This is a genomic window from Mycolicibacterium chengduense (assembly GCF_033741155.1).
GTDB lineage: Bacteria > Actinomycetota > Actinomycetes > Mycobacteriales > Mycobacteriaceae > Mycobacterium.
Genome location: NZ_JAWQNH010000009.1, coordinates 42,584 through 64,671 on the forward strand (window position 1 = coordinate 42,584; position 22,088 = coordinate 64,671).

Here is a 22,088-nt window from a genome sequence, read left to right on the forward strand (position 1 = left end):
GGTCAGTAATCGGATTCGGCGGCCAGGATCTCGGCCAAAAACGCGTCATCGGCCGGACCGGCCAGGCGGGCTCGGGCGAACGTGCGCAGGCGGTCGCGGACCTCGCGGGTGTCACCAGGATCGGCCGGGCCCCCGACGGTCGTCACCGCTGACGACCAATCCTGATTCCAGGCAGCCGATTCCGAGACCGGTAGGGCGATGGTCGCTCGCCCCTGCTCGTCCAGCACCCCGTCGGCACCGTCGAAGCGCACCGGTATCCCGTTCGCCGGTCCGATCAGTTCGGTGCGAATCTCGGCCTGCACCACCCCCGCCACGGCGGTGACCACCCAGGAGACGGTGTCCTCGGCGGCATCGAACACGCGGGGCGGTACCGCACTCCATGGGATGGATGCGGTTCCCGACGCGATCGTGCCGGTCCGCTGTCCCCCGGCCGCGCCGGCGGCCAGCGCGTAATCCTGCTGTCGTCGCTGCGCCGGAATCTCGTCAAGGTCAACCCAATCCACCACCGAGTCGACGAGCGCGGCCACCCGTGGGTCTCCGTCTGCCATCAGGGCCGCCAGCGACGCGCGGTGCGGTTCGAGCAGACCGCTCACGTCGGAATCGAAGGTATCTCCGGCGAAGAACTCCTCGGCCGCCGCGGTGAGTGCGGCGATCTCGGCGTCCAGCACGGCCGCGTCGAGTTCGGCGATACCGTCGCGGACGCTGGCCGGCCACCAGCGGCGCAGCCAATGTCCCAGTGCCAGGCGCCGCAGCGGAGCCAATGCGGCAGCGGCCCAGTGAACATCGACGAGATCGACCGCGGCCGCGGTGTGCGCCGGCCGCCCGGACAGCGCTTCGACGAAGCTGACATGACCGGCTTCGCCCAGCACCCGCCACAGCCAGTCGGCGGCGCCCACGTCGGTGAACGTGACGGCGACCGGCGCGTGCGGCTCATCGACGGTCCAGGCCAGGACCGCGCCCGCCACCTCGAGCACGGCGACCGCGGGTGGCGCGGCGACCGCCTGGCCGGTGGTCCATAAACCTTGTTCTACAACGAGTTTCATTGTGCTGCCGCCATTTCCAGCATCGCCTTGATGCGCTGCCGGTGATCCAGGCTGACCGATCGGGCCACACCTTCCAGCAGAGCGCGGACGTCGTCGACATCGGCGCAGGATTCCTGCCAGACGTCACGACCGTGCAGCCGGGCCCACAACCGGCTCAGGTAGGGCCTGGCGAAGGCGGCCAACTCGTCGGTGACCTGTTGCTGGCGCGGATGCAGCGCCGCGTCGGCGGTGAGATAGCGCCGCGCGTGCAGCACATACGCTTCCTTGCGCAGACGGGCCTGAATCTGCTCGGCCACCCGGTAACGCGGCGCGGCGTCCTCGCGCAACGGTGCCAGCTCGACGGCCACTTCCACTCCGGCCACGAGCGTGGCCTGCATGTCCTCGGCCAGCAGACCCCACGGCGCGCAGGCCCGGTCCACCTCCTCCGCACACAGCATGGGCACGTCGGGCAGCTCGTCGCGGTCGAGCGCGCGCCGCAGGGTGGCCCGAACCCGGTCCACCACACTGCGATCGAGCGGACGGTCACCGTCGGATCCCCCGTAGACCGGTGGCGGCTGTTGTGGCACAGCCGAACTCAGGCCGATATCGACGATCGACCAGGGCAGCTGCGCATCCGGACCGTGCGCACGGGCGCCGAGGTTGTACGGCGTGGCGTCGGCCACCAGCGCCGTCCACACCCGCTGCCGGGCCGACCGCGCCGAATGGCCCTCTGCGTCACCGAGAACCGTGGCCAGACCGGCCAGGAAGGGCGCGGTGATGGCCTCCGACGGGCGCACGTCGCGCCAGCTGCGCTGCACCTGCGCCGAGAGCGCCGCCATCGCGGCGGCATCGGTCACGTACCGGTTGAGAACTTCGATGGCGGTGCGGTCCCGGTCCCCGTGCACACCGCGCAACACCCGCTCGGCGGTCTCCGAAAGATCGCAGTCTCCTTGTCCGGGTTCACCTTTGGTGACCGCCAGTTCGAAACACACCGGGAAATAAAGCTCCTGGGCGTTTCCGGTGGTCAACCGCAGCCGTCGCCGGTGGGTTTTGAGCACCGCAAACCAGGCGGCCGTGGCGCGCAGCCGGCCGGCGTGGGCCAGGATCAGCTGGTGCATCTCGTCGGCCACCTCGGCGGTGACCACCGGCGCGGAATACTGCGGGTTGGACCGCAGCCGCAGCACCAATGGATCCAGGATGCGTTTGACCGTCCGGCTGAGCGGACCGCCGTCATCGCTGCTGAGCACCTCGACACCCGGCCCCAGCGCCCGCCAGGCCCGGTCGATGACGGCGCGGCGTGGGGCGGCCGGGCGCGTCGCGAACCCGGTGTCATTTCCCGTCGCTTCGCTCGCCCCGGCATCGTTCCCCGTCGCTTCGCTCGCCGAGGTGGTGGACATCGCCCCAGGATAGAGGGGCGCGACCAAACTTGGGTTCGGTAGCCGACGGTCACCCCGATGCTGGTCGGCATGTTCGAAGTCATGATGCTGGTGCTGCTGTTCATCGCAGCGGCCGCCGCGGCCGCATTGCTCGCACTGGCCTTCCTGCGTCGGGGCACCGAGCCGACGACAGATGACGACCCCGCGGCCGCCGAACGGCTCGTCCGGCCCGACGAAATCGCCGCAGCGCGTGCCACCTTCGACCGGATGCTGCTCGACAAGGGTTTGGTGACCGACACCCAGTTGGAACTCATCCGGCACGGCACCCGTAGTCACGGCGTGGTGACCGCGTCGCAACCGACCGGCACCGCGCGGGAGGGCCACCGCGAGGTGGTACTCGATCTGATGGTGCGCAAACCCGAGGGCGGCCAATTCCCGGCGCATGAGACGGCGTTGATCCCGGTGACCGCGCTGGACCGCATCTGCCCGGGCAGCATCGTGGAGGCCTACTACCGCAGCGGCGACGAGTCGGCGGTCGCGGTGTGCGTGCCGCCGGCCTGAGACAGGGCGAAGGTCGCCAGCGCGGCCCAGTACACCGGACTGGCCGAGGTGTCCCCGTCCCGCCAGCGGCGCATCTGTTCGCGTTGCCAGCGGTTCACCGCGCGGGCGGCCGCCGCGACGGACTCCTCCTGGTGGGCGGTGTCGACCGCGGCGATGACCTCGCCCATCGGGTCGGCGGGCCCCGCGATATCGACGCGGTCGGCGAACCGCCGGTAGCCGGCGGTGGTGGGCAGCGACCACAACGTGGCGGTGACGATCTGGGCGCCACCGAGCACCATCGCGGCCACCAGACCAGTGGCCTCGTCGAAGCGGTAGTCGCCGCCGGAGGCACAGGCCAGCAGGGCCACCCGGCACGGGATCACCAGGTCGGCGGCCATCAGGTCCGCCGCGGTGAGGGGTCGGTGGTCCCCGATCGGCTCGGCCAGACCCGGCGCGCTCGCGCGGCACGCCAAGTGCAGGGCCGCCCGGTCGGCATTCCCGAGATCGCCGTCGGCGACGCTGGCATGCCCGACGAACACCAGCCGTCCCGGACGCTGCGCGAGCATGCCTGCCAGCCAGCTGCGATCGGCATCGGTGCGCCGGAACAGTTCCACGGCGGTGTCGACGCGTGGCAGCACCGCTTGCCGCTCCAGAACATCCGCGTAGTGGCGGGCCAACAAGGTGTCCGGGGCCGGACGACCAAGGACAGAACCCAGGGTCGAGTCCGGGCGCTGGCCGGGCACCCGCGGATCGAGGATCAACAGCGGATCACCGCCGGCCGTTGGCGCGGTGGCACGGCGCGATGCGGCGATATTCGTGGGCACCGCCATCAGTACGTCGACCAGTTCCATCAGCCGGTAACCGTCGGTGAGTTCGGCGGTGACGGCCTCCGCGCGGCGCTCCAGCACCTCGTCCGCCGTCGGGAACGACACCGGCTTGGCCAGCAGACTCCACGGCACGCGGCCCAGGCGGGCACTCGGTGCGACGAACAGCACGGCCCGCGGCGAGGTCACGCATTCGGCCAGCAACTGCCATGCCTGTTCGGCGATGAGCAGCACGCCGAGGCGGTAGGCCAGCGCCAGCTCGGTCGACGGTGCGGTGAAGGCACCGTCCGAAAGCGCGCGCGCCAACCCCTGTAGCGGCGTTTCGTCATGGCGGGGGTCTGGCAGTGCCGCAGCGAGTTCATCCAGTGCGGCAATAAGAATGCGCTCGGCCACCACCCAGGTGACGGTCCGCTCGGGTTGTCCGACGATGCGCAGGCTGGCATAAGTGGCGACACCGACATCGGCGTAGCGCAACACCAGGGTAAGCGGTTCGGTCACGGCCAGGTGGCCCATTCGGGCTCGAGGGAGGTGACGGTGATCCCGTACCGCTGTTGGGCGAGTTCACGGTAGCGCGCCAGCACCGGCCCGGTGGTCGGATCCATGCGCAGCGGCGGCAGGGCACCGAGCCGCGTCAGCGAGCCGCGGGCCACGGATACGGATCCGGACGCGACCAGCGCGTAGTCGTCCGCCTCGTCGACGGGCACCGCCGCGGTCGCGGTATCCGCCCAGTCCACCGCACCTGCTGCTGCCGGCACGCTGAGTGCGCCTCGGGCGCAGTGATATTCGACGAGTTCACTGCCCAGCGTCGTGTTACCCCAGTCCCAGGCGACGGCGAACGCCCCCGCCAGCAGCCGCGCCGAGACGTGGGTTGCCCATCGCATCCGTGCGTCGGCGTCGACGATGGCGTACCGCACCGTGTCAACCGCCAACGCGGCGGGCAGTTTGAGTTCGGCGGCCTGAGCGAACTTCCGATCGGCGTTCGCCGGGTCGGCCAGCGCCTCGGCACGCAGGATCGAGCCCAGGTGATCGTCGAGCCGTGCGTACTGCAGCCAGGTGTGGCGGGGCCAGCCGTCGAGCAGCGCACGGGCCGCGTCGGCTCGGTCGGTGGCGGCCGCGAAGTCGCCACGAAGGATATCGACCCAGCTGCGCTGCAACAGGATTCGGTGAATGTGCAGCGGCTTTTCCACCTCGCGCCAGTGCCGCTCGGCATGACCGAACCGTTCGTCGGCGTCGTCGAGGGCTCCGACCGAGAGGCTGATCAGCCCGAGGTACAGCCAGCTGCGCGAGACGTCGTGGGCGCGGGCGTGCTCGGCGATCACCGGATAGGCGCCGTGCACCAAATCCTGCGCACGGGCCCGATCCCCGGCCGCCCACGCCGCGGTGGCGCGTTCCAATTCCGTTCTGGCCGTGGCCAGGTACCAAGCGCGTGCCTGCGCCCGGGAACCGGCCCGGCGCAGCCAGGGCTCGGCTTCGGTCAGCCGGCCCGTCTCGACACAGAACCGACCGTAGCCGGTCGCGGCCAGGACGCGCAGGCTGTCGTCGGACTCGCTGCCGTCACCCGGCCCGTCGAGGGTATCGAACACCTTCTCCCACAGCGGAAGTGACTGCACGTGCAGGTCATCGTCACACAGGGCGACCGCGCACAGGATGCGGGCATGGGTCACCAGATAGGCATGCTCGACGGCCAGATCGTCGAATGGCGCCGGATCTTCGACGAGCGACTGCAGGGCCGCGGCCGCTGCCTCGTGCTCACCGTGGGCGGCGGCCAATCCGGTCTGCAGAAACCGGGCACGCCGGGTGTACCGGCACACCATGTGGTCGATCTCGGCGTCGGTCATGGTCGTCTGTGCCGCGAGATCGGGTCGCGTGCCGGCCCTGATCTCCCGATAGATCCGCAGGCAGTCATCGATGCGCTTGACCGCCTCGACCACCCCGTCGTAGGCCGTCCGCACCAGGTAGAGCTCGCCGAGCTGGGCGAGCACCTCCAGCATCAGGTCGTCCCTGTTGGCTGCCTCGATGGGCGCCATCAACGACAGCAGCAGCTCTTTGGCACCGACTTCATCGGAGGCGAAGGCCAACGAACGAGCCCGCTCCAATTCGTCGGGGATCGACATCGCGCCATCATAAAGCGATAGCCGAAGGCGGCGGGCGCAGTGCGCCCGCCGCCCACGAGGTGATCCGGTCAGTTGCAGGAGACCTTGATCTCGAACTTCTTGCTGATCATCCCGGCCATGGGGTTCTTCAGATCGGCGCCGGTGGCCTCCCCGGTGATGGTGTAGGTGTTGCCGTCCACCTTGACGTCGGCCGAACCGGAGCTCGCACCACCCATGGCGGCCACGGCCAGCGCGTTGCCGTCCACCACCAGGCCCAGCGATTCGACCTTCGGGGTGGCCTCGTCGGTCATCACGACCCCCAGGCCCTGCTGCCCGCCGATCGCACCGCTGGCGATGTTGATCTTGCCGCCCTGCTTCACGCAGGTCACGGTCTTGACGTCGAGGCCGGCCAGGTCCTGTCCCTCGACCTTGACCTCGGTGTTGCCGCCGGTGCTGACCTGGGCGTTGCCGTTGCCGGCAGAGGGCGCGTTGCCCTTGGCCGAGTTGTCATCCGAGCAGCCGACCAAGACCGCGGCCGCCGCGATCATCCCGATGCCCGCGACCAATACGCGATTCTTCGTCATTTCCGTTGAGTCCCTTCGTTTCGCCCTGCGCCCCGGTGGCGCGGCGTACGCCAAGTAGATGCGGCCGCCATTGCTACCGATCCCAAAGTCCGCGGTGGGTATCGTGACGATATGGCCGATGACCAGCAGCCTTCCCCGCCCGACCCGGCGTACGACGCCGGCGGGGTGCCGACCTTCGACGCCGTCCGGGAGAAGATCGAGACCCGGTTCGGCACGGCGATCGGCGCCGCCGAACTGGCCCAGGACACCCCCGAGGGCCGCTCGGTGGCCGAGCAATACCAGCAGCGTCAGGAAGCGGCCGCCGAGCGATTGCGTCAGATCAGGGAGTCGATGGCCGACGGTGCGGACTGAGCGCGTCTTCACGGTCGAGGAACGGCGCGCCCGGCTGGCCCGGCGGCATTTCCTGGCCGCGCCGGGCGGCACCGCGGAGACCGTCACGGCGGCCCTGGTCGGTCTGCATGCCACCGATCCGGCCACGCCGTATCTGTCGTTGTGGGCGCGGGTGCCCGAATTCGCCGTCACCGATCTGGACGAGGCCCTCTACCAACGCCGTTCGCTGGTCAAGCACCTGGCGATGCGCCGGACATTGTGGGTGGTGGCCGCCGACGACCTGCACGCCGTGCAGGCGGCGTCCAGCGACCGGGTGGCCGCCAACGAGCGGCGCAAGCTGATCGCCGATATCGAGAAGGGCGGCATCGCGACTGACGGGGCGGCCTGGCTGGACACCGCATGCGCCGCGGTGCTCGAGTATCTGGACTCCCATGGTGCGACCACTGCCGCCGAATTGCGCGCGGCGCTGCCGGAGCTGGCCGGCAGCTACGATCCGGCACCCGGAAAGCGTTGGGGCGGAGCCACTCCGGTGTCCCCTCGGGTGTTGACGGTGCTGGCCGTGCGCGGCGATATCGTGCGCGGACCGAATACCGGTGGCTGGACGGTGTCCCGACCACGCTGGGCATCGCGCAGGTCCTGGTTGGGTGCCGGCGCGACAGCGGACGCCGATGCCGCCGGCGCCGCACTGGTCGGCACCTGGCTGCGGGCGTTCGGTCCGGCGACCGTCGCCGATATCGCCTGGTGGTTCGGCCACACCCGCACCTGGACCGGGAAGGCGCTGGCCGCCGTCGGCGCGGTCGAGGTCGACCTGCACGGATCCCCGGGCGTGGCACTACCCGATGACCTGGAGTCCGAACCGCCCGTCGAGCCGTGGTGTGCGCTGCTGCCGGGCCTGGATGTCACCGTGATGGGCTGGTTCGACCGGGAGTGGTATCTGGACGGGCACCGTGGGCAGGTGTTCGACCGCAACGGCAATGCCGGTCCCACCGCCTGGGCCGACGGCCGGGTGGTCGGCGGTTGGGTGCACGACACCGACGGCCGGGTGCAGCTTCGGCTCACCGCGGACGTCACCACGGACACCCTGAAGGGGTTGCAGCACAAGGCCGACGAGTTGACCGACTGGCTGGACGGGGTGCAGGTCAAGCCCCGGTTCCCGTCCCCGCTCAGCAAGGGCAGTTGACATGGCGCTCACGGCGGCAACTACTCGCACATTCCCGCCATGAGCGCCAAGTCGACGCGGGCTACGCGCTGACCTTGCGCCGCTTCCGCACCGGCGCGGGGGCCGGGGCCGCTGCGGGCGGGTCCAGCATCTCGGCGAGGAACTGCCCGGTGTAGCTGCCCGCGGTCGCCGCCACCTCTTCCGGGGTGCCCTGCGCGACGACGGTGCCGCCGCCCGCACCACCCTCGGGACCCATGTCGACGATCCAGTCCGACGTCTTGATGACGTCCAGGTTGTGCTCGATGACGATGACCGTATTGCCCTTGTCGACAAGGCCGTTGATCACCCTGAGCAGCTTTCGAATGTCCTCGAAATGCAAACCGGTGGTGGGCTCGTCGAGGATGTAGACCGTGCGGCCGGTCGAGCGCTTCTGCAGTTCGGCGGCCAGCTTCACGCGTTGCGCCTCGCCACCGGACAGCGTCGGCGCCGGCTGCCCGAGCCGGACGTAGCCCAGACCGACGTCCACCAGCGTCTTGAGATAGCGGTGGATCGAGGAGATCGGCTCGAAGAACTCGGCGGCCTCCTCGATAGGCATGTCGAGCACCTCGGAGATCGTCTTGCCCTTGTAGTGCACCTCGAGGGTTTCCCGGTTGTACCGGGCGCCGTGGCAGACCTCGCACGGCACGTACACATCCGGCAGGAAGTTCATCTCGATCTTCAACGTGCCGTCACCCGAACATGCTTCGCAGCGGCCACCTTTGACGTTGAACGAGAACCGGCCCGGCTGATAGCCGCGGACCTTGGCCTCGGTGGTGGCGGCGAACAGGGTGCGGATCTTGTCGAACACGCCGGTGTAGGTGGCCGGGTTGGACCGCGGTGTGCGACCGATCGGCGATTGGTCGACCCTGACCAGTTTGTCCAACTGGTCGATACCGTTGATCCGGGTGTGCCGGCCCGGCACCTGCCGGGCCCCGTTGAGCTTGTTGGCCAGCACCGTGGCCAGGATGTCGTTGACCAGAGTGGACTTACCGGACCCGGACACCCCCGTCACCGAGGTGAGCACCCCGAGCGGGAAGGCCACGTCGACCTCTTTGAGGTTGTGCTCGCGGGCCCCGACCACGGTGAGCTGCCGCTTGCGGTCCACCGGCCGGCGGATGGCGGGCACCTCGATGCTCTCCTTGCCGGAAAGATAGGCGCCGGTGAGCGACTCGGTGTTCTTCAACAGATCCTGGTAGGTACCGCTGTGCACGATGCGGCCGCCGTGTTCACCCGCGGCGGGGCCGATGTCCACGACCCAGTCGGCGTGCGCGATGGTGTCCAGGTCGTGCTCCACCACGATCAAGGTGTTGCCCAGGTTGCGCAGCCGGACCAGAGTGTCGATGAGCTTGCGGTTGTCTCGTTGGTGCAGCCCGATGGAGGGCTCGTCGAGGACGTACAGCACGCCGACCAGGCCGGAGCCGATCTGGGTGGCCAGCCGGATGCGTTGCGCCTCGCCGCCGGACAGGGTGGCCGCCGCACGGGACAGCGACAGGTACTCCAGCCCGACGTCGAGCAGGAAGCCCAGCCGGGACTGGATCTCCTTGAGCACCTGGCCCGCGATGGCCTGCTCACGCGCGCCCAGGGTCAACGCGTTGAGGAAGTCCGCGCAGTCGGCGATGGACAGCTCGGCGACTTCGGCGATCGACTTGGACCCGTGCACATCGGCGGCCAGGGTGACCGCGAGGATCTCCGGCTTGAGCCGGGTGCCCGCACATTCCGGGCACGGGATGTCGCGCATGAAGCCCTCGTAGCGTTCCTTCATCTGCTCGGACTCGGTCTGCTCCATCCGCCGCTGCAGGAAGGCCAGCACACCCTCGAAGTCGGCGTAGTAGGAGCGGGTGCGCCCGTACCGGTTCTTGTAGCGCACGTGCACCTGGTGGTCGGAGCCCTCCAGGATCGCCCGGCGCGCCTTGGCCGGCAGCTTCTTCCACGGGGTGTTGACGTCGAACCCCAGCTCCTCACCGAGGCCGGCCATCATCCGGGTGAAGTACTCGGACGTGTGTCCCATGGACCACGGCGCCACCGCACCCTCGGCCAGTGTCAGCTCCGGATCCGGGACGACGAGCTCCGGGTCCACCTCCTTCTTGATGCCCAGGCCGGTGCATTCCGGGCAGGCGCCATAGGGCGAGTTGAAGGAGAAGGACCGCGGCTCAAGGTCGTCGACGGCCAGCGGGTGTCCGTTGGGGCAGGCCAGCTTCTCGGAGAAGCGCTGTTCACGGTGCGGGTGGTCGTCCTCGCGGTCGACGAATTCGAGCACGACGATGCCGTCGGCCAGACCCAGTGCCGTCTCCACCGAATCGGTGAGCCGCTGCTTGCTGCCTGCCTTTACGGTGAGGCGGTCGACCACCACCTCGATATCGTGCTTCTCCTGCTTCTTCAGCTTGGGCGGGTCGGTCAGCGGATACACCACGCCGTCGACCCGGACTCGGCTGTAGCCCTGTGAGTTGAGCTTGTCGAACAGGTCCACGAACTCGCCCTTGCGGGTGCGCACCACCGGGGCCAGCACCTGGAAGCGCAGGCCCTCGTCCATCGCCAAGACCTGGTCGACGATCTGCTGCGGAGTCTGCCGGGCAATGCGCTCACCGCAGACCGGGCAGTGCGGCGTCCCGGCCCGCGCGTAGAGCAGGCGCAGATAGTCGTACACCTCGGTGATGGTGCCGACGGTCGAGCGCGGGTTGCGGTTGGTGGACTTCTGGTCGATCGACACCGCCGGGGACAAACCCTCGATGAAGTCGACATCGGGCTTGTCCATCTGGCCGAGGAACTGCCGGGCGTAGGCCGACAGCGACTCGACGTAGCGGCGCTGACCCTCGGCGAAGATCGTGTCGAACGCCAGCGACGACTTCCCCGATCCCGACAAACCGGTGAACACGATCATCGCGTCGCGGGGCAGGTCAAGGTCGACGCCGCGCAGATTGTGCTCGCGGGCGCCCTTGACGACTAGACGGTCAGACACCGATTTTCCTCCTGAGGACAGAATTCACAGCCATGCTAGGTGTACCCACCGACAAGTTGGAGCCAAGCCTGAGCCGGATAGCGTGGACAGGGTGAACAGTCCACACAGCCTTGTCAGTGACGACTACACCGGCCACCTCGACCCCGGTACCGCCGCCCGGCGCACCCTGCCCGCCGCGACCATCATCAAGGTGTCAGTCGGCCCCATGGACAACAACGCGTACCTGATCACCTGTTCCGAGACGGGCAAAACCCTGCTCATCGACGCGGCCAATGACGCCGACCGGCTCATCGAGGTGATCAGGACACACGCTCCCGACGTCTCGCTCATTGTGACCAGTCACCAGCATCCCGACCACTGGCAGGCGCTGCAAGCCGTGGCGGAGGCCACCGGGGCGCCGACCGCCGCGCACGCGCTGGACGCCGAACCGCTGCCCGTGCGCCCCTACCGGATCCTGTCCGACGGGGACACCGTGCCCGTCGGGAAACTCATGTTCGACGTCATCCACCTGCAAGGCCACACCGAGGGGTCGGTCGCGCTGGCGCTGCGCGGGGCCGACGGGGCGGTGACTCACCTGTTCACCGGGGACTGCCTGTTCCCCGGCGGCGTCGGCAAGACCTGGAAGGACGGCGACTTCGAACGGCTCCTCGGTGACGTCAGCACCAAGGTGTTCGACCGCTACCCCGACTCGACCGTCGTGTACCCCGGCCACGGTGACGACACCACGCTGGGTGCCGAGCGCCCACACCTGACCGAGTGGCGCGAGCGCGGCTGGTGACCCGATGAGCAGGTGGCCGACCCCGGACAAGCCCGGCCCCGGGCAGGAGTCGGTGTGGGATTACCCGCGCCCGCCCCGGCTCGAGCCGTTCCGCGGGTCCATCACCGTCGAGCTCGGCGGTGTGCGCATCGCGTCGACAGAGCAGTGCTGGCTGGTGTTGGAAACCAGCCACCCGCCGACCTACTACCTGCCCAGGGCAGCGTTCGCCGAGGAGGCACTGCGCGACACCGCGGGCTCGTCGTGGTGTGAATGGAAGGGTGCGGCCAGCTATTACGACCTGGTGTCCGGGTCCGTCGTCGCGCCGCGGGCGGCCTGGACCTACCTGGCGCCGACCCGCGGCTTCGAACCCCTGGCCGGCGCCATCGCGGTGATGGCGGCCGCCGTCGACCGCTGCACCGTCGACGGGGAGATGGTCACCCCGCAGCCGGGCGGCTTCTACGGCGGTTGGATCACCAGCCGGGTGTGCGGACCGTTCAAGGGCATCCCCGGTTCGATGGGCTGGTAGTCAGATCCGGGCTCAACGCCACGCGACGGGCAACCGTTTGATGCCGTGGATGAACGCCGACCGCAGGATGGCCGGCTCGGCGGTCGCCACGATCTCGGGCACCTGTGCCCGCAGCTCGTCGAAGAGCACCCGGATCTCGCGGCGGGCCAAGTTGGCGCCCAGGCAGAAGTGCGCACCGCCCGCGCCGTAGCCGATCTGCGGGTTCGGATTCCGGGTGACGTCGAAGCGGTACGGGTCGGCGAACTTCGTCTCGTCGCGGTTGGCCGAGGCGTACCACATCGAGACCTTGTCGCCAGCCCTCATCGTGATGCCCCGCATGTCGATGTCCTGGGTCAGGTTGCGGCGCATGAAGATCAGTGGCGATGCCCACCGGACGATCTCTTCGACCGCGGTCGGGGCCACGGTGCCGAAGTCGTCCCACCAGATCTGGCGCTGTTCTGGATATCGGGTCAGTGCGACCATGCCGTGGCTGATCGCATTGCGGGTGGTTTCGTTGCCGGCCGCCGACAGCAGGATGAAGAACGAGGCGATCTCGGCGGAGCTCAGCCGTTCCCCGTCGACTTCGGCCTGCACGAGGTTGGTGGTCAGATCGTCTGCCGGCTGTACCCGCCGCCGCTCGGCCAGTTCCATCCCGTAGGTCGCCAAATCCGTTGACACCTTGACGATTTCGTCGTAGTCACCGGACACCTCGTCATCTCCGGCGCCGAGCAGCACCGTGGTCCAGTGAAAGACGTCGGCCTCGTCCTCTTCGGGGATGCCCATCAAGTCGCAGATGATCTGCAACGGAAGTTGCCCGGCCACCTCGGCCACGAAGTCCGCTTCGCCATCCGGGTGCCGATCGATCATCTGCGCGACCAGTCGCCGCGCCCGCTCACGCACGCTGTCCTCGATACGGGCCACCACCTTGGGCGTGAACGCGCGGTTGACGATCCCCCGCAACCGCAGGTGCCGCGGATCGTCGAGGGTGATCATCGACCCGAAGAATTCGGCGATCTCGGCAGGCACATCGGACAACGAGGTGCTCGTCGGGCTGGAACTGAAGATCTCCGGATGCCGGCTGGCGTGCCGCACGTCCTCGTAAGTGGTCAACGCCCAGTGCCCCGCACCGGACGGGAAGCCGGCGAATTCGGGGACCGAGAAGAAGGTGATCGGCGACTCGCGCCGCAGGGTGGCGAAGGCGCCGTCGCGGAGGTCGTCGTCCCACTCCCAGAACTCCAGCGCGCCGAGGTCGATATCGGCCAACGGCACCTCGGGCGGCGGTACGCCGTTCCGGCGGGGTGCGATACCGGTGTGATTGAGTGTCGCGGTCATGGCTCGACCTCCCTCATGGCCGAGTGTGGCACCGTGCGCCCCGGGATGTCGCCGTTTCGCCAACTCACCCGGTGGCGATCACCCGTTCACCGAACCGACCGGTGGCCTCGCTGGCCTGGGCCCGCCGCCGATCTCATCGAAACCGGCTCCCGGCGTGGTGAATTCACGATTGTCGGTCGTCTCAAGGTGCCGCAGAACGTGCCCGAGAACCACGAAAGGCCCGGCGCATGAGCGCCGGGCCTTTCGTTGGTCGGATCAGGACGTGTGCACGATGAGGACGTCGACCTTGGAGCGGCGCGCCACGTTGGCCGGCACCGAACCCAGCAACCGGCCGGCGATGGTGGACAGGCCGACATTGCCAACCACCAGCAGGTCGGCCCCGGAATCGTTGGCCAGGTCGACCAGGGCGTCCACGGGCGCCCCGACGATGGCCTTCTCCTCGATATCGGTGGCCCCGGCAACCTTGGCCCGGTCGCTGGCCTCCTTGAGGATGGCGTAGATGGGGGCGTTGCCGGTCATCTTGTAGCCCTCGTCCTTCAGGACGTCGGCGGCGTGATGGTCTTCGCTCTGCGGGAAGTATGCCGTCGCGACGATCAGCTTCGCGCCCGCATTGGCCGCGATCTCCCCTGCCCGCTCAACCGCTCGCAGTGACGAATCCGATCCGTCCGTGCCCACGACCACGGTCCGATAGGCGCTCATTCTTCCCTCCAAGTCTCAGAACCTCATCCATAGCTACGCCACCCGAGACAGTAACCCTTTGCTCGACGACCAGGGGCGCGATTCGCGACACCCGGCGCGCCGACCACCGGCTCGGCGGCGTCATTCGAGTACCGATGGTATCGGTCCGCCGCCCGGATCAGGCCTTATGGTGACGCAGGACATGTCGATACCGGCCCGCGGACGTGACCTGGCTCAAACCATCGGCACCCGTTGCGCGAACATCACAACGACACTCAATATCGTTCGCCGCGCCGGTGTTTGGGGACCGCGACGGCGCGGGTTGCCGAGCCGACCGACACCGCACCCGGAAGGCGCTGCGCCCCAGCAGCAATAGCCCCTCGCCAGCTTCTCGTGCGCGCCGACTGGACCGGTACCCGCGGGGGCATTACGGTTGCGCCCACAACCTGAACGGGGGTCGACCAGGTGGAATTGTCCCTGCTCACGCGCCGCGAACCGGCTGTGCTGCTGCGTTCGGGCCGCCTGGACGGCGTGCTGGTGGCGGTCTTCGCGATCGGCGTGAGCGCGGCCGGTGCCGCCCGGCCGTCGTTCTGGTTCGACGAGGCCGCCACCATCTCGGCGAGCACACGCACCATCCCGGAGTTGGTACGCCTGCTCGGCAACATCGACGCCGTTCACGGCGCGTACTACCTGCTGATGCACGGTTGGTTCGCGGCGTTCCCGGCCACCGAGTTCTGGTCCCGATTCTCCAGTTGCCTGGCCGTCGGGCTCGCCGCCGCCGGAGTGGTGACGCTGGCCAAGCGGTTCGTCGGCCGCTCGGCCGCGGTGACCGCGGGGGTGGTGTTCGCGATCCTGCCCAGGGTGACGTGGGCCGGTATCGAGGCCCGGTCGTATGCCCTGACGGCGGCCGTCGCGGTGTGGCTGACGGTGCTCCTGGTCGCGGCGTGCCGCCGGCCCCGCCTGTGGGTGGCTTATGGTGCCGGTTTGGCGCTGGCCGCCGTACTCAACGTCTTCATGGTGCTGCTCGTGCTGCCGCACGCGGTGTTCATCGCGACGCTGCGTGAGCGTCGGTCCACCGTGGCGTGGGCCGGCGCCGCGGCCGCCGCGGCGCTCACCGTCGCGCCGCTGTTGTTCTTCTGCCGTACCCAGATAGCGCAGGTGCGATGGATCTCCCCGCTGTCGGCACGCACGGTCCGCGAGGTCCTCAAGGAGCAGTACTTCGACGACAGCCTGGCGTTCGCGGTGTGCGCCGGGGTTATCCTGCTGCTGCCGTTGGCATTCCGGCGGCTACGGCCGGCCGAACCGGGGGCACGCACGCTACTTCGTCTCAGTGTGGCCTGGCTGGTACTGCCCACCGCGGTGTTGCTGCTGTATTCCGTTGTGGCCGAGCCGATTTACTACCCCCGCTATCTCACGTACACCTCCCCCGCGATGGCGTTGCTGCTCGGGGTGAGCATCGTCGGCATCGTGCGGACCCGGGAGCGCGCCACCGCGGCGCTGGCCGTCCTCGCCGTCGCCGCGACGCCGAATTTCCTGATGGTCCAGCGCGGCCCATATGCCAAGGAGGGCATGGATTTCAGTCAGGTCGCCGATGTCATCACCGCGCACGCCGCGCCCGGCGACTGCCTGATCATGGACAACACCACCAACTGGATGCCGGGCCCGATCCGGCCGCTGACCGCGGCACGACCCGCGGCCTACGCCAAGCTGATCGATCCCGGCCGCGGGACGCGCGCCGCGGACCGGAACCGGTTGTGGGACGCGCATCTGGGCATCTGGGGGGTGGCCGACCGGGTTCGCGCGTGCACCGTTCTATGGACGGTGTCCCAACGCGATCGGGCCGTGCCGGACCGGCAGAGCGGCGCCGCACTGGACCCGGGACCGCGATTGCGCCGCGCCCCGGCCTACCAGGTACCCGAGCGGATGGGCTTCCACATCGTGGAGCGCTGGCAGTTCAATTTCGCCCAGGTGGTGAAATCCACGCGCTGACAGCTCAATACAACTCGGGACGCCGATCACCGAACAGATCGACATACTCGGTGAGCGCCTTGTCGTGGGTGACGCTGAGGTCGACATCGGCGATAGCCATGCCTGTGCCGGAGCCGACGGCAGAGAGCACCCACCCGTCCGGGGACACCACCGCACTGCCCTCCGTCCACGCCTGGCCGCGTTCCACCCCGGTGCGATCACAGCAGGCGACGGCCACCTTGCTGGCCCGGGCGGTGGCCATCGCGTTGATCACCTCGCCGGCGCGTTCACCATCCGGACGGGGAAACAGGGGCCAATTCACCGGCGCGGCAAGGAGTTCGGCCCCGGCCAGCGCCACCGGTCTGGTCAGTTCCGGGAACTCCAGGTCGTAGCACACCATCACCGCGATGGCGCCGTGCCGGGTGGCGACCACCTGCGGCACCGCCGCGCCGGGAGTGAAGATCAGCTTCTCCCGGTCCCACAGGTGCGATTTGCGGTAGAAGCCCAGCACCCCGGATCCGTCGAGCATCACCGCACTGTTGTAGAGCAACCCGTCCGGACCGCTCTCCGGAAATCCGCCGATCACGACGGCGTCACCGGCCGCGGCGATCCACTCGGCGAACGTGTCCGCGGTGGCCGGCCGCGCGAGTGACCGGGCCTCGTCGGCGTCGGCGAACATGTACCCCGAGGTGACCAGTTCGGGCAGCACGACGACATCGGCACCGGCGGCGACCGCGGCGCGGATCTGCTCGACGATCAGGGCGGTGTTGGCCGTCAGGTCACCGAACACGGGCGCGATCTGGCAACAGGCGATCCGGGTCATCAGCGCAGTGTAGTCACGGCAGGGCGGTGCGGGCCTTCAGCGCCAGCCACAGCTCCATGCGGTCGTCACCGTCGTCCAGGCGGCGCCCGGTCAACTGGGCTATCCGTTCGATACGGTTGCGAACGGTGTTGCGGTGCACGGACAACCGTGCCGCGGCGGGATCCCAGGCCCCGTTGACCCGCAGCCACTGGTCGAGGGTGCGCAGCAGCTCCACCCGCTCGCCGGGTTCGAGTTGGTCCAGCGGTGCGAGCACCGCGTCGCCGAATCCGCGCACCGTCTCGGGCTCCCCCATCGACAACAACAGCGACACCGTCTCGCCCTCACCCGCGGTGACGATGCGGCCCAGCCGCCGGCTGACCGGCACCAGGGACCGGGCCTGGGCGGCGGACACCCCGAGCGTCTCCGGGCTGGTCGCGGCGCCGACCCCGATGGGCAGGCCGCCGGCGTGGGTGGTCAGGGTCTCGGTCAGCGCGGCCAGATCCCAGTGGGCGACCTCGACCGTCGGACCCGTCACCCGGACCAGTGCGCCGTCGAGGGTGGACCGCAGCAAAAAGGCCAGCTCGTCGCCCGCGCCGTCGACCACGGCAACGTGGCAGTGCGCACCGGTCAGGCCCACGCTGGCCGCCAGTTGTTGGGCGCGTTCACGTTTCATGCCGGCACGCAGCAGCTGCCCGAACACCTGCTCGCGCCGTCGGCGCTCGGGCTCGTCGGAGAGTTCACGCCGCTCGCGGTCCACGGCGATGAGCGAGACCAGTACCGTCGACGACGCTCGGGTGGCGGCGTCCATATCGGCACCGAGCACGACGTAGGCCAGCGGTACCCGGGCGCCGATGGCGTGCACCTCGAACCCGTCCACCACCGCCCAGCTGCGGCCGTCCATCTGTCCGCAGCTCGCTCGCGCCCGCTCGACGGTGTCCTGCGCAGCGCCAGGGCTCGCCGCCACCAGGCCGCCCGCACCGTCACACACCACGCACGGGGTGGTGCTCGTCGCCGCCCAGGCCGACAGCAGCGCAGGCAGTGGCGCGGAACTGGTCGCCACCGCGGTGAGCCGGCGGTTGGTCTCCATGGCCTGTTGCAGGCCGCGTCGCTCCTGCCGGGCGATCGTCTCGAACACCCACTTGGTCACGGCGATGAACGGGGTCTGGTCGGGCACCACCAGCATGGTGATGCCGGCCTCTTCGGCCGCCGCGCGCAGCGGCTCCGGGCAGTTGCGGTACGGCAGGCCGTGTCCGACGCCCAGCGCCAGGGCCGCCACTCCGGCCGCTGCGCAGGCCCACACGTAGGCCCGGCAGTCCTCCTCGGTCATTGGCAGCAGCAAGCCGACCGTCATCAGCAGCTCCCCGCCCTGCAGCCAGTCACCCGGGGCGACCAGCTCCGAGACGTGCGCAGAGGTGACCTCGCGATCCAGCCCTGCCGCGCCGGCCACCACGGTGAGCTGCAGTGCCGCCGCCGTGGCGACATCACGGACGGTGATCACCGCGGGACCGGCGAGTTGTACATATCGTCCAATCCTAATGGGCTAACTGAACAAAATCACCATGGCGTTGGGCTGCGGATCCGGCGACAGTATGACCAAAGCCACACAGGGAGACACACATGACCATGCCCAAGACCGACCGGTCCGGCGCGCTGATCGAGACCCGCTCGATCGACTACGTGCCCGACGACGAACGGCACGGCAAAGTCGGCCACCAGGGGCCGTTCTGGTTCGTCGGCAACTTCCAGCCGTTCACCCTGGCGCTGGGGTTCGTGGGCCCCAGCCTCGGCCTGTCCCTCTGGTGGACCGTGGTCGCCGGCATCGCAGGTATCGCCTTCGGCACGTTGTTCATGGCGTTCCACGCCACCCAGGGCCCGGTGCTCGGGCTGCCGCAGATGATCCAGTCACGAGCCCAGTTCGGTTACCGCGGTGTGCTCCTGCCGTTGATCGGCACGCTGTTCACCTTCGTCGGATTCAACGTCGTCGATGTGGTGATCATCAAGTCCGGCCTGCAGGAGATCTTCGGCTGGAACGCGGTGGTCGTGGCAGTGGTGATCACCGTCGCCGCCGCCGGGCTGGCCATCTTCGGGCATGACCTGCTGCACAAGGCCTTTCGCGTGCTGTTCTGGGTCTCGCTGCCGCTGTGGCTGGTGCTCACCTACGGCGTGCTCTCCGGTGATGTGCACGCGACCACCCCGGCCGCCGGTGATTTCACCTGGGTGGCCTTCCTGGCGCAGTTCGGGGTGGCGGCGTCGTACAACATCACCTACGCCCCGTACGTCTCGGACTACAGCCGCTACCTGCCGCGCGACACCAAGCCATCGGCCATCATCAGCTCGGTGTTCGTCGGTGCCACCGCATCGCCGATGTGGCTGATCCCGTTGGGCGGGTGGATGGCCACCTACCTGGGTGCCTCCGACGCGCTGGCCGGCATCAACACCACCGGTAACGCCACCGTCCCCATGCTGGGCAGCGTCCTGGCGGTGGTCTCGACCCTGGTGCTGGTGGCGACCATGGGCTTGAACGCCTACAGCGGAATGCTCACCGTCGTCACCGGATTGGACTCGATTCGTTCCGTGCAGCCCACCCGCCGGCTGCGGGTGGTGACCATCCTGGCACTGGCGGCGGCCTGGCTGGTGATGAGCCTGCTGCTGTCCAACGCGACCTCGGCGCTGAACACCACGCTGCTGATCATGCTGTACCTGTTGGTGCCGTGGACCGCGGTGAACCTCACCGACTTCTTCTTCGTGCGGCGCGGACACTATGTGATCGCCGACCTGTTCACCCCGGCCGGCGTGTACGGCGCGTGGTCGTGGCGCGGGCTGGTGGCGTTCGCCGCCGGTATCGCCGCCGAGATCCCGTTCGTGGTGCTGCCGTTCTACACCGGGCCGATCGCCTCCGCGATGGGCGATGTCGACATCGCGTTCGTGGTGGGCCTGCTGGTGTCGGGCGTGGTCTACATCGCCGTCACCCGGTCCCTCGATGTGACCGACGAACTGGCCCGCATCGCCGCCGACCCGTCCCTGAGCGATCCCGCCGACGCCGCCGCGATCGCCAACACCGTTGAAGCGGAGGAAAAATGAGTAACCCCGGCGGACCCATCGGTCCGGTCGACGCCACCCGCCAGCCGCGCTACACCGAGCCGGGCACGTTCGCCCGGCTGCCGCGCCTCGACCAGGTCGGCCGTGCCGATGTGAGCATCGTCGGCATCCCGTTCGACAGCGGCGTGTCCTATCGCCCGGGCGCCCGCTTCGGTCCGGGCCACGTCCGCACCTCGTCGAAGTTGTTGCGGCCGTACAACCCCGCCGTCGACGTCGAACCGTTCGCCGCTCAGCAGGTGGCCGACTGCGGGGATATCGCGGTGAATCCGTTCGATATCGCCGATGCGATCGAGACCATCGACGCCGCGGTCACCGACCTGCGCAAGGACGGGTCGAAAGTCCTGACCATCGGCGGGGACCACACGATCGCGCTGCCCATCCTGCGGGCGTTGGCCCGGGACCACGGCCCCATCGGGGTGCTGCACTTCGACGCCCACCTGGACACCTGGGACACCTATTTCGGGGCACCGTTCACCCACGGCACCCCGTTCCGACGGGCCAGTGAGGAAGGCCTGATCGACATGGAACGGTCCCAGCACATCGGTATCCGCGGTCCGCTGTACAGCAAGCACGATCTCGAGGACGACGCGGTGCTCGGATTCCAGGTGATCCGCTCGGACGACTACGAGGTCGACGGGGTGGCCTCGATCGTGGAACGGATGCGCAAGCGGCTGTCCGGCGGCCCGGTGTACGTGTCGGTCGACATCGACGTGCTCGATCCCGCCCACGCCCCGGGCACGGGCACCCCCGAGGCCGGCGGTATGACCTCGCGCGAACTGCTCAACACCTTGCGCGGGCTGATCGGGCTGGACGTGGTGGGCGCCGACATCGTCGAGGTGGCACCCGCATACGACCATGCCGAGATCACCGGCATCGCCGCCGCACACGTCGGCTACGAACTGCTCTCCGTGCTGGCCGCCAATCGAGCCTGAGGGTGGGCGTGCCGACCGAAAGCGCGTGTCGGCGGGGCGGTTTCCGGGAACCGGCGATGCAACCCGTCGATCAGGCGGTGCGCCTCGTACAGCTCCCGGCGTAGATCGCCGGCCCGCGGATCCACCCGGGCGGTACCGCGGGCCCGGGCGCGCCGGTTACGCGCGTCGACCACCTCGAGCTTGCGCGAGATGTCGGCCACCTGGTCGTAGAGTGCGGCCAGGAACTGCCGCGCCTGGTTCACCGCCGCCGGGTCCTCCGGGTTCTCACACACATGCGGATCTTCTCATCGTTTCGGGCGGTGCGCGCGCCCGGGGGGTGACCGGGCACCGCTACCGCCGTGCGGATTCCGCAGCCCGCGCCCACCGCGACTTTGCCCGCCGTGGTGCCGACCTGGCGAAGTCCGAGTGCGCCGATGTTGCCGACGTCAGGACGGCCGCACCATCGTGAACATCGCGGCGGGGCTGATCTCGGCGTAGTCGGCCGGGCCGCCCGCCCGCAGGATCGGGTGGGCCGCCGCGGTCTGATAGACGCCGTCGATCAGATGGTCGCGGTCGATGTGCACCGCGACCACCTCACCCAGCACCAGCCAGGTGTCCAGAGCGGCTCCCCCGGCGTCCTGCAGCCTGGTCAGTTGGGTCAGCCGGCATTCGAAGTTGACCGGACTCTCCAGCACCCGGGGTGCCGATACCACCGCCGACGGAACCGGCGTCAGCCCACCCCGCTCGAACTCGTCCTGGTCGGCGGGCAGGGTGGCGGCGGTCTCGTTCATCTGCGCCGCGAGGTCACGAGTGGCCAGGTTCCACACGAACTCGCCGGTGGCGTCGACGTTGGCGACGGTGTCCTTCCAGCCGATGGACGAGAACCCGATGATCGGTGGCCGGTAGTTGAAACCGTTGAAGAAGCTGTACGGAGCCAGATTTCGCACGCCGTCGCGGTCCTGGGTGGCCACCCAGCCGATCGGTCGCGGACCGATGATGGCGTTGAACGGGTCGTGTGGCAGTCCGGTGCCCTCGGCGGGACGGTAGAAGTGGGCGTTCTGGCCTGCCATGTCAACTCTCATTCCCGGTCGATGGCGGGGCGCACCCGCCGGC

20 protein-coding genes are annotated in these 22,088 nt (G+C 69.1%); 8 read left to right on the forward strand and 12 right to left on the reverse strand.

The genetic code is table 11. The features are described from left to right. Positions 1-2: 2 nt before the first annotated feature. Positions 3-1,043: a hypothetical protein gene (locus tag SBI67_RS27120; RefSeq protein ID WP_318983542.1), complete on the reverse strand. Its 1,041-nt coding sequence runs from the start codon at positions 1,041-1,043 to the stop codon at positions 3-5. Then, positions 1,040-2,419, reverse strand: coding sequence for a hypothetical protein (locus SBI67_RS27125; protein WP_318983543.1), 1,380 nt, complete (start codon positions 2,417-2,419; stop codon positions 1,040-1,042). The genes SBI67_RS27120 and SBI67_RS27125 overlap by 4 nt, the downstream gene beginning before the upstream one ends. A 69-nt stretch (positions 2,420-2,488) precedes the next feature. Between SBI67_RS27125 and SBI67_RS27130 the strand changes: the two genes are divergently transcribed. After that, positions 2,489-2,959, forward strand: a complete 471-nt coding sequence (locus SBI67_RS27130) for a hypothetical protein (protein WP_318983544.1) — start codon at positions 2,489-2,491, stop codon at positions 2,957-2,959. On the opposite strand, the gene SBI67_RS27135 is transcribed toward SBI67_RS27130, so the two are convergent. The 3 genes from SBI67_RS27135 to SBI67_RS27145 all read right to left on the reverse strand — a co-directional run bounded on the left by SBI67_RS27135 (position 2,908) and on the right by SBI67_RS27145 (position 6,439). Further along, positions 2,908-4,275: a CHAT domain-containing protein gene (locus SBI67_RS27135; RefSeq protein ID WP_413232575.1), complete on the reverse strand. Its 1,368-nt coding sequence runs from the start codon at positions 4,273-4,275 to the stop codon at positions 2,908-2,910. The genes SBI67_RS27130 and SBI67_RS27135 overlap by 52 nt on opposite strands. Then, on the reverse strand, positions 4,257-5,876 hold the full coding sequence (locus tag SBI67_RS27140) for a hypothetical protein (protein WP_318983545.1): 1,620 nt from the start codon (positions 5,874-5,876) through the stop codon (positions 4,257-4,259). The genes SBI67_RS27135 and SBI67_RS27140 overlap by 19 nt, the downstream gene beginning before the upstream one ends. 68 nt (positions 5,877-5,944) lie before the next feature. Next, entirely contained in the window at positions 5,945-6,439 is a 495-nt protein-coding gene (locus SBI67_RS27145) for a lipoprotein LpqH (protein ID WP_318983546.1), read from the reverse strand. Between the two features lie 111 nt (positions 6,440-6,550). Between SBI67_RS27145 and SBI67_RS27150 the strand changes: the two genes are divergently transcribed. Both SBI67_RS27150 and SBI67_RS27155 read left to right on the forward strand, forming a co-directional pair. Next, positions 6,551-6,790 carry a hypothetical protein gene (locus SBI67_RS27150; protein ID WP_318983547.1) on the forward strand — a complete coding sequence of 80 codons (240 nt, stop codon included), beginning with the start codon at positions 6,551-6,553 and terminating at the stop codon, positions 6,788-6,790. Then, positions 6,780-7,949 carry a winged helix DNA-binding domain-containing protein gene (locus tag SBI67_RS27155; RefSeq protein ID WP_318983548.1) on the forward strand — a complete coding sequence of 390 codons (1,170 nt, stop codon included), beginning with the start codon at positions 6,780-6,782 and terminating at the stop codon, positions 7,947-7,949. The genes SBI67_RS27150 and SBI67_RS27155 overlap by 11 nt, the downstream gene beginning before the upstream one ends. A 61-nt stretch (positions 7,950-8,010) precedes the next feature. Here SBI67_RS27155 and uvrA read toward each other — a convergent pair whose 3' ends face one another. Continuing rightward, on the reverse strand, positions 8,011-10,923 hold the full coding sequence (uvrA, locus tag SBI67_RS27160) for an excinuclease ABC subunit UvrA (protein WP_318983549.1): 2,913 nt from the start codon (positions 10,921-10,923) through the stop codon (positions 8,011-8,013). Between the two features lie 91 nt (positions 10,924-11,014). Between uvrA and SBI67_RS27165 the strand changes: the two genes are divergently transcribed. After that, the gene (locus SBI67_RS27165; protein WP_318983550.1) at positions 11,015-11,701 is read left to right on the forward strand and encodes an MBL fold metallo-hydrolase; all 687 of its coding nucleotides are present in this window, start codon (positions 11,015-11,017) and stop codon (positions 11,699-11,701) included. Positions 11,702-11,705: 4 nt separating this feature from the next. Further along, on the forward strand, positions 11,706-12,206 hold the full coding sequence (locus tag SBI67_RS27170; RefSeq protein WP_318983551.1) for a DUF427 domain-containing protein: 501 nt from the start codon (positions 11,706-11,708) through the stop codon (positions 12,204-12,206). Positions 12,207-12,218: 12 nt separating this feature from the next. On the opposite strand, the gene SBI67_RS27175 is transcribed toward SBI67_RS27170, so the two are convergent. Together SBI67_RS27175 and SBI67_RS27180 are read right to left on the reverse strand one after the other, a co-directional pair. Further along, positions 12,219-13,517 carry a cytochrome P450 gene (locus tag SBI67_RS27175; protein WP_318983552.1) on the reverse strand — a complete coding sequence of 433 codons (1,299 nt, stop codon included), beginning with the start codon at positions 13,515-13,517 and terminating at the stop codon, positions 12,219-12,221. A 255-nt stretch (positions 13,518-13,772) separates the two neighbouring features. Next, positions 13,773-14,216 carry a universal stress protein gene (locus tag SBI67_RS27180; protein WP_024451889.1) on the reverse strand — a complete coding sequence of 148 codons (444 nt, stop codon included), beginning with the start codon at positions 14,214-14,216 and terminating at the stop codon, positions 13,773-13,775. 444 nt (positions 14,217-14,660) lie between these two features. On the opposite strand from SBI67_RS27180, the gene SBI67_RS27185 reads away from it, so the two are divergent. Next, positions 14,661-16,184 carry a glycosyltransferase family 39 protein gene (locus SBI67_RS27185; RefSeq protein WP_318983553.1) on the forward strand — a complete coding sequence of 508 codons (1,524 nt, stop codon included), beginning with the start codon at positions 14,661-14,663 and terminating at the stop codon, positions 16,182-16,184. A 4-nt stretch (positions 16,185-16,188) separates the two neighbouring features. Here SBI67_RS27185 and SBI67_RS27190 read toward each other — a convergent pair whose 3' ends face one another. Together SBI67_RS27190 and SBI67_RS27195 are read right to left on the reverse strand one after the other, a co-directional pair. Next, positions 16,189-16,986: a nitrilase-related carbon-nitrogen hydrolase gene (locus SBI67_RS27190; RefSeq protein ID WP_318983554.1), complete on the reverse strand. Its 798-nt coding sequence runs from the start codon at positions 16,984-16,986 to the stop codon at positions 16,189-16,191. A 13-nt stretch (positions 16,987-16,999) separates the two neighbouring features. Beyond that, positions 17,000-18,463, reverse strand: a complete 1,464-nt coding sequence (locus tag SBI67_RS27195; protein WP_318983555.1) for a PucR family transcriptional regulator — start codon at positions 18,461-18,463, stop codon at positions 17,000-17,002. A 119-nt stretch (positions 18,464-18,582) separates the two neighbouring features. On the opposite strand from SBI67_RS27195, the gene SBI67_RS27200 reads away from it, so the two are divergent. Both SBI67_RS27200 and speB read left to right on the forward strand, forming a co-directional pair. Then, positions 18,583-20,046, forward strand: coding sequence for a purine-cytosine permease family protein (locus tag SBI67_RS27200; protein ID WP_318983556.1), 1,464 nt, complete (start codon positions 18,583-18,585; stop codon positions 20,044-20,046). Further along, positions 20,043-20,996, forward strand: a complete 954-nt coding sequence (gene speB, locus SBI67_RS27205; RefSeq protein WP_318983557.1) for an agmatinase — start codon at positions 20,043-20,045, stop codon at positions 20,994-20,996. Before SBI67_RS27200 ends, speB begins: the two co-directional genes overlap by 4 nt. Here speB and SBI67_RS27210 read toward each other — a convergent pair. Next, complete coding sequence (locus tag SBI67_RS27210) at positions 20,957-21,268, reverse strand: hypothetical protein (protein ID WP_318983558.1); 312 nt, start codon at positions 21,266-21,268, stop codon at positions 20,957-20,959. The two genes, speB and SBI67_RS27210, sit on opposite strands and share 40 nt — an antisense overlap. A 153-nt stretch (positions 21,269-21,421) precedes the next feature. Continuing rightward, positions 21,422-22,045, reverse strand: coding sequence for a flavin reductase family protein (locus SBI67_RS27215; protein WP_318983559.1), 624 nt, complete (start codon positions 22,043-22,045; stop codon positions 21,422-21,424). Positions 22,046-22,088: the final 43 nt, after the last annotated feature.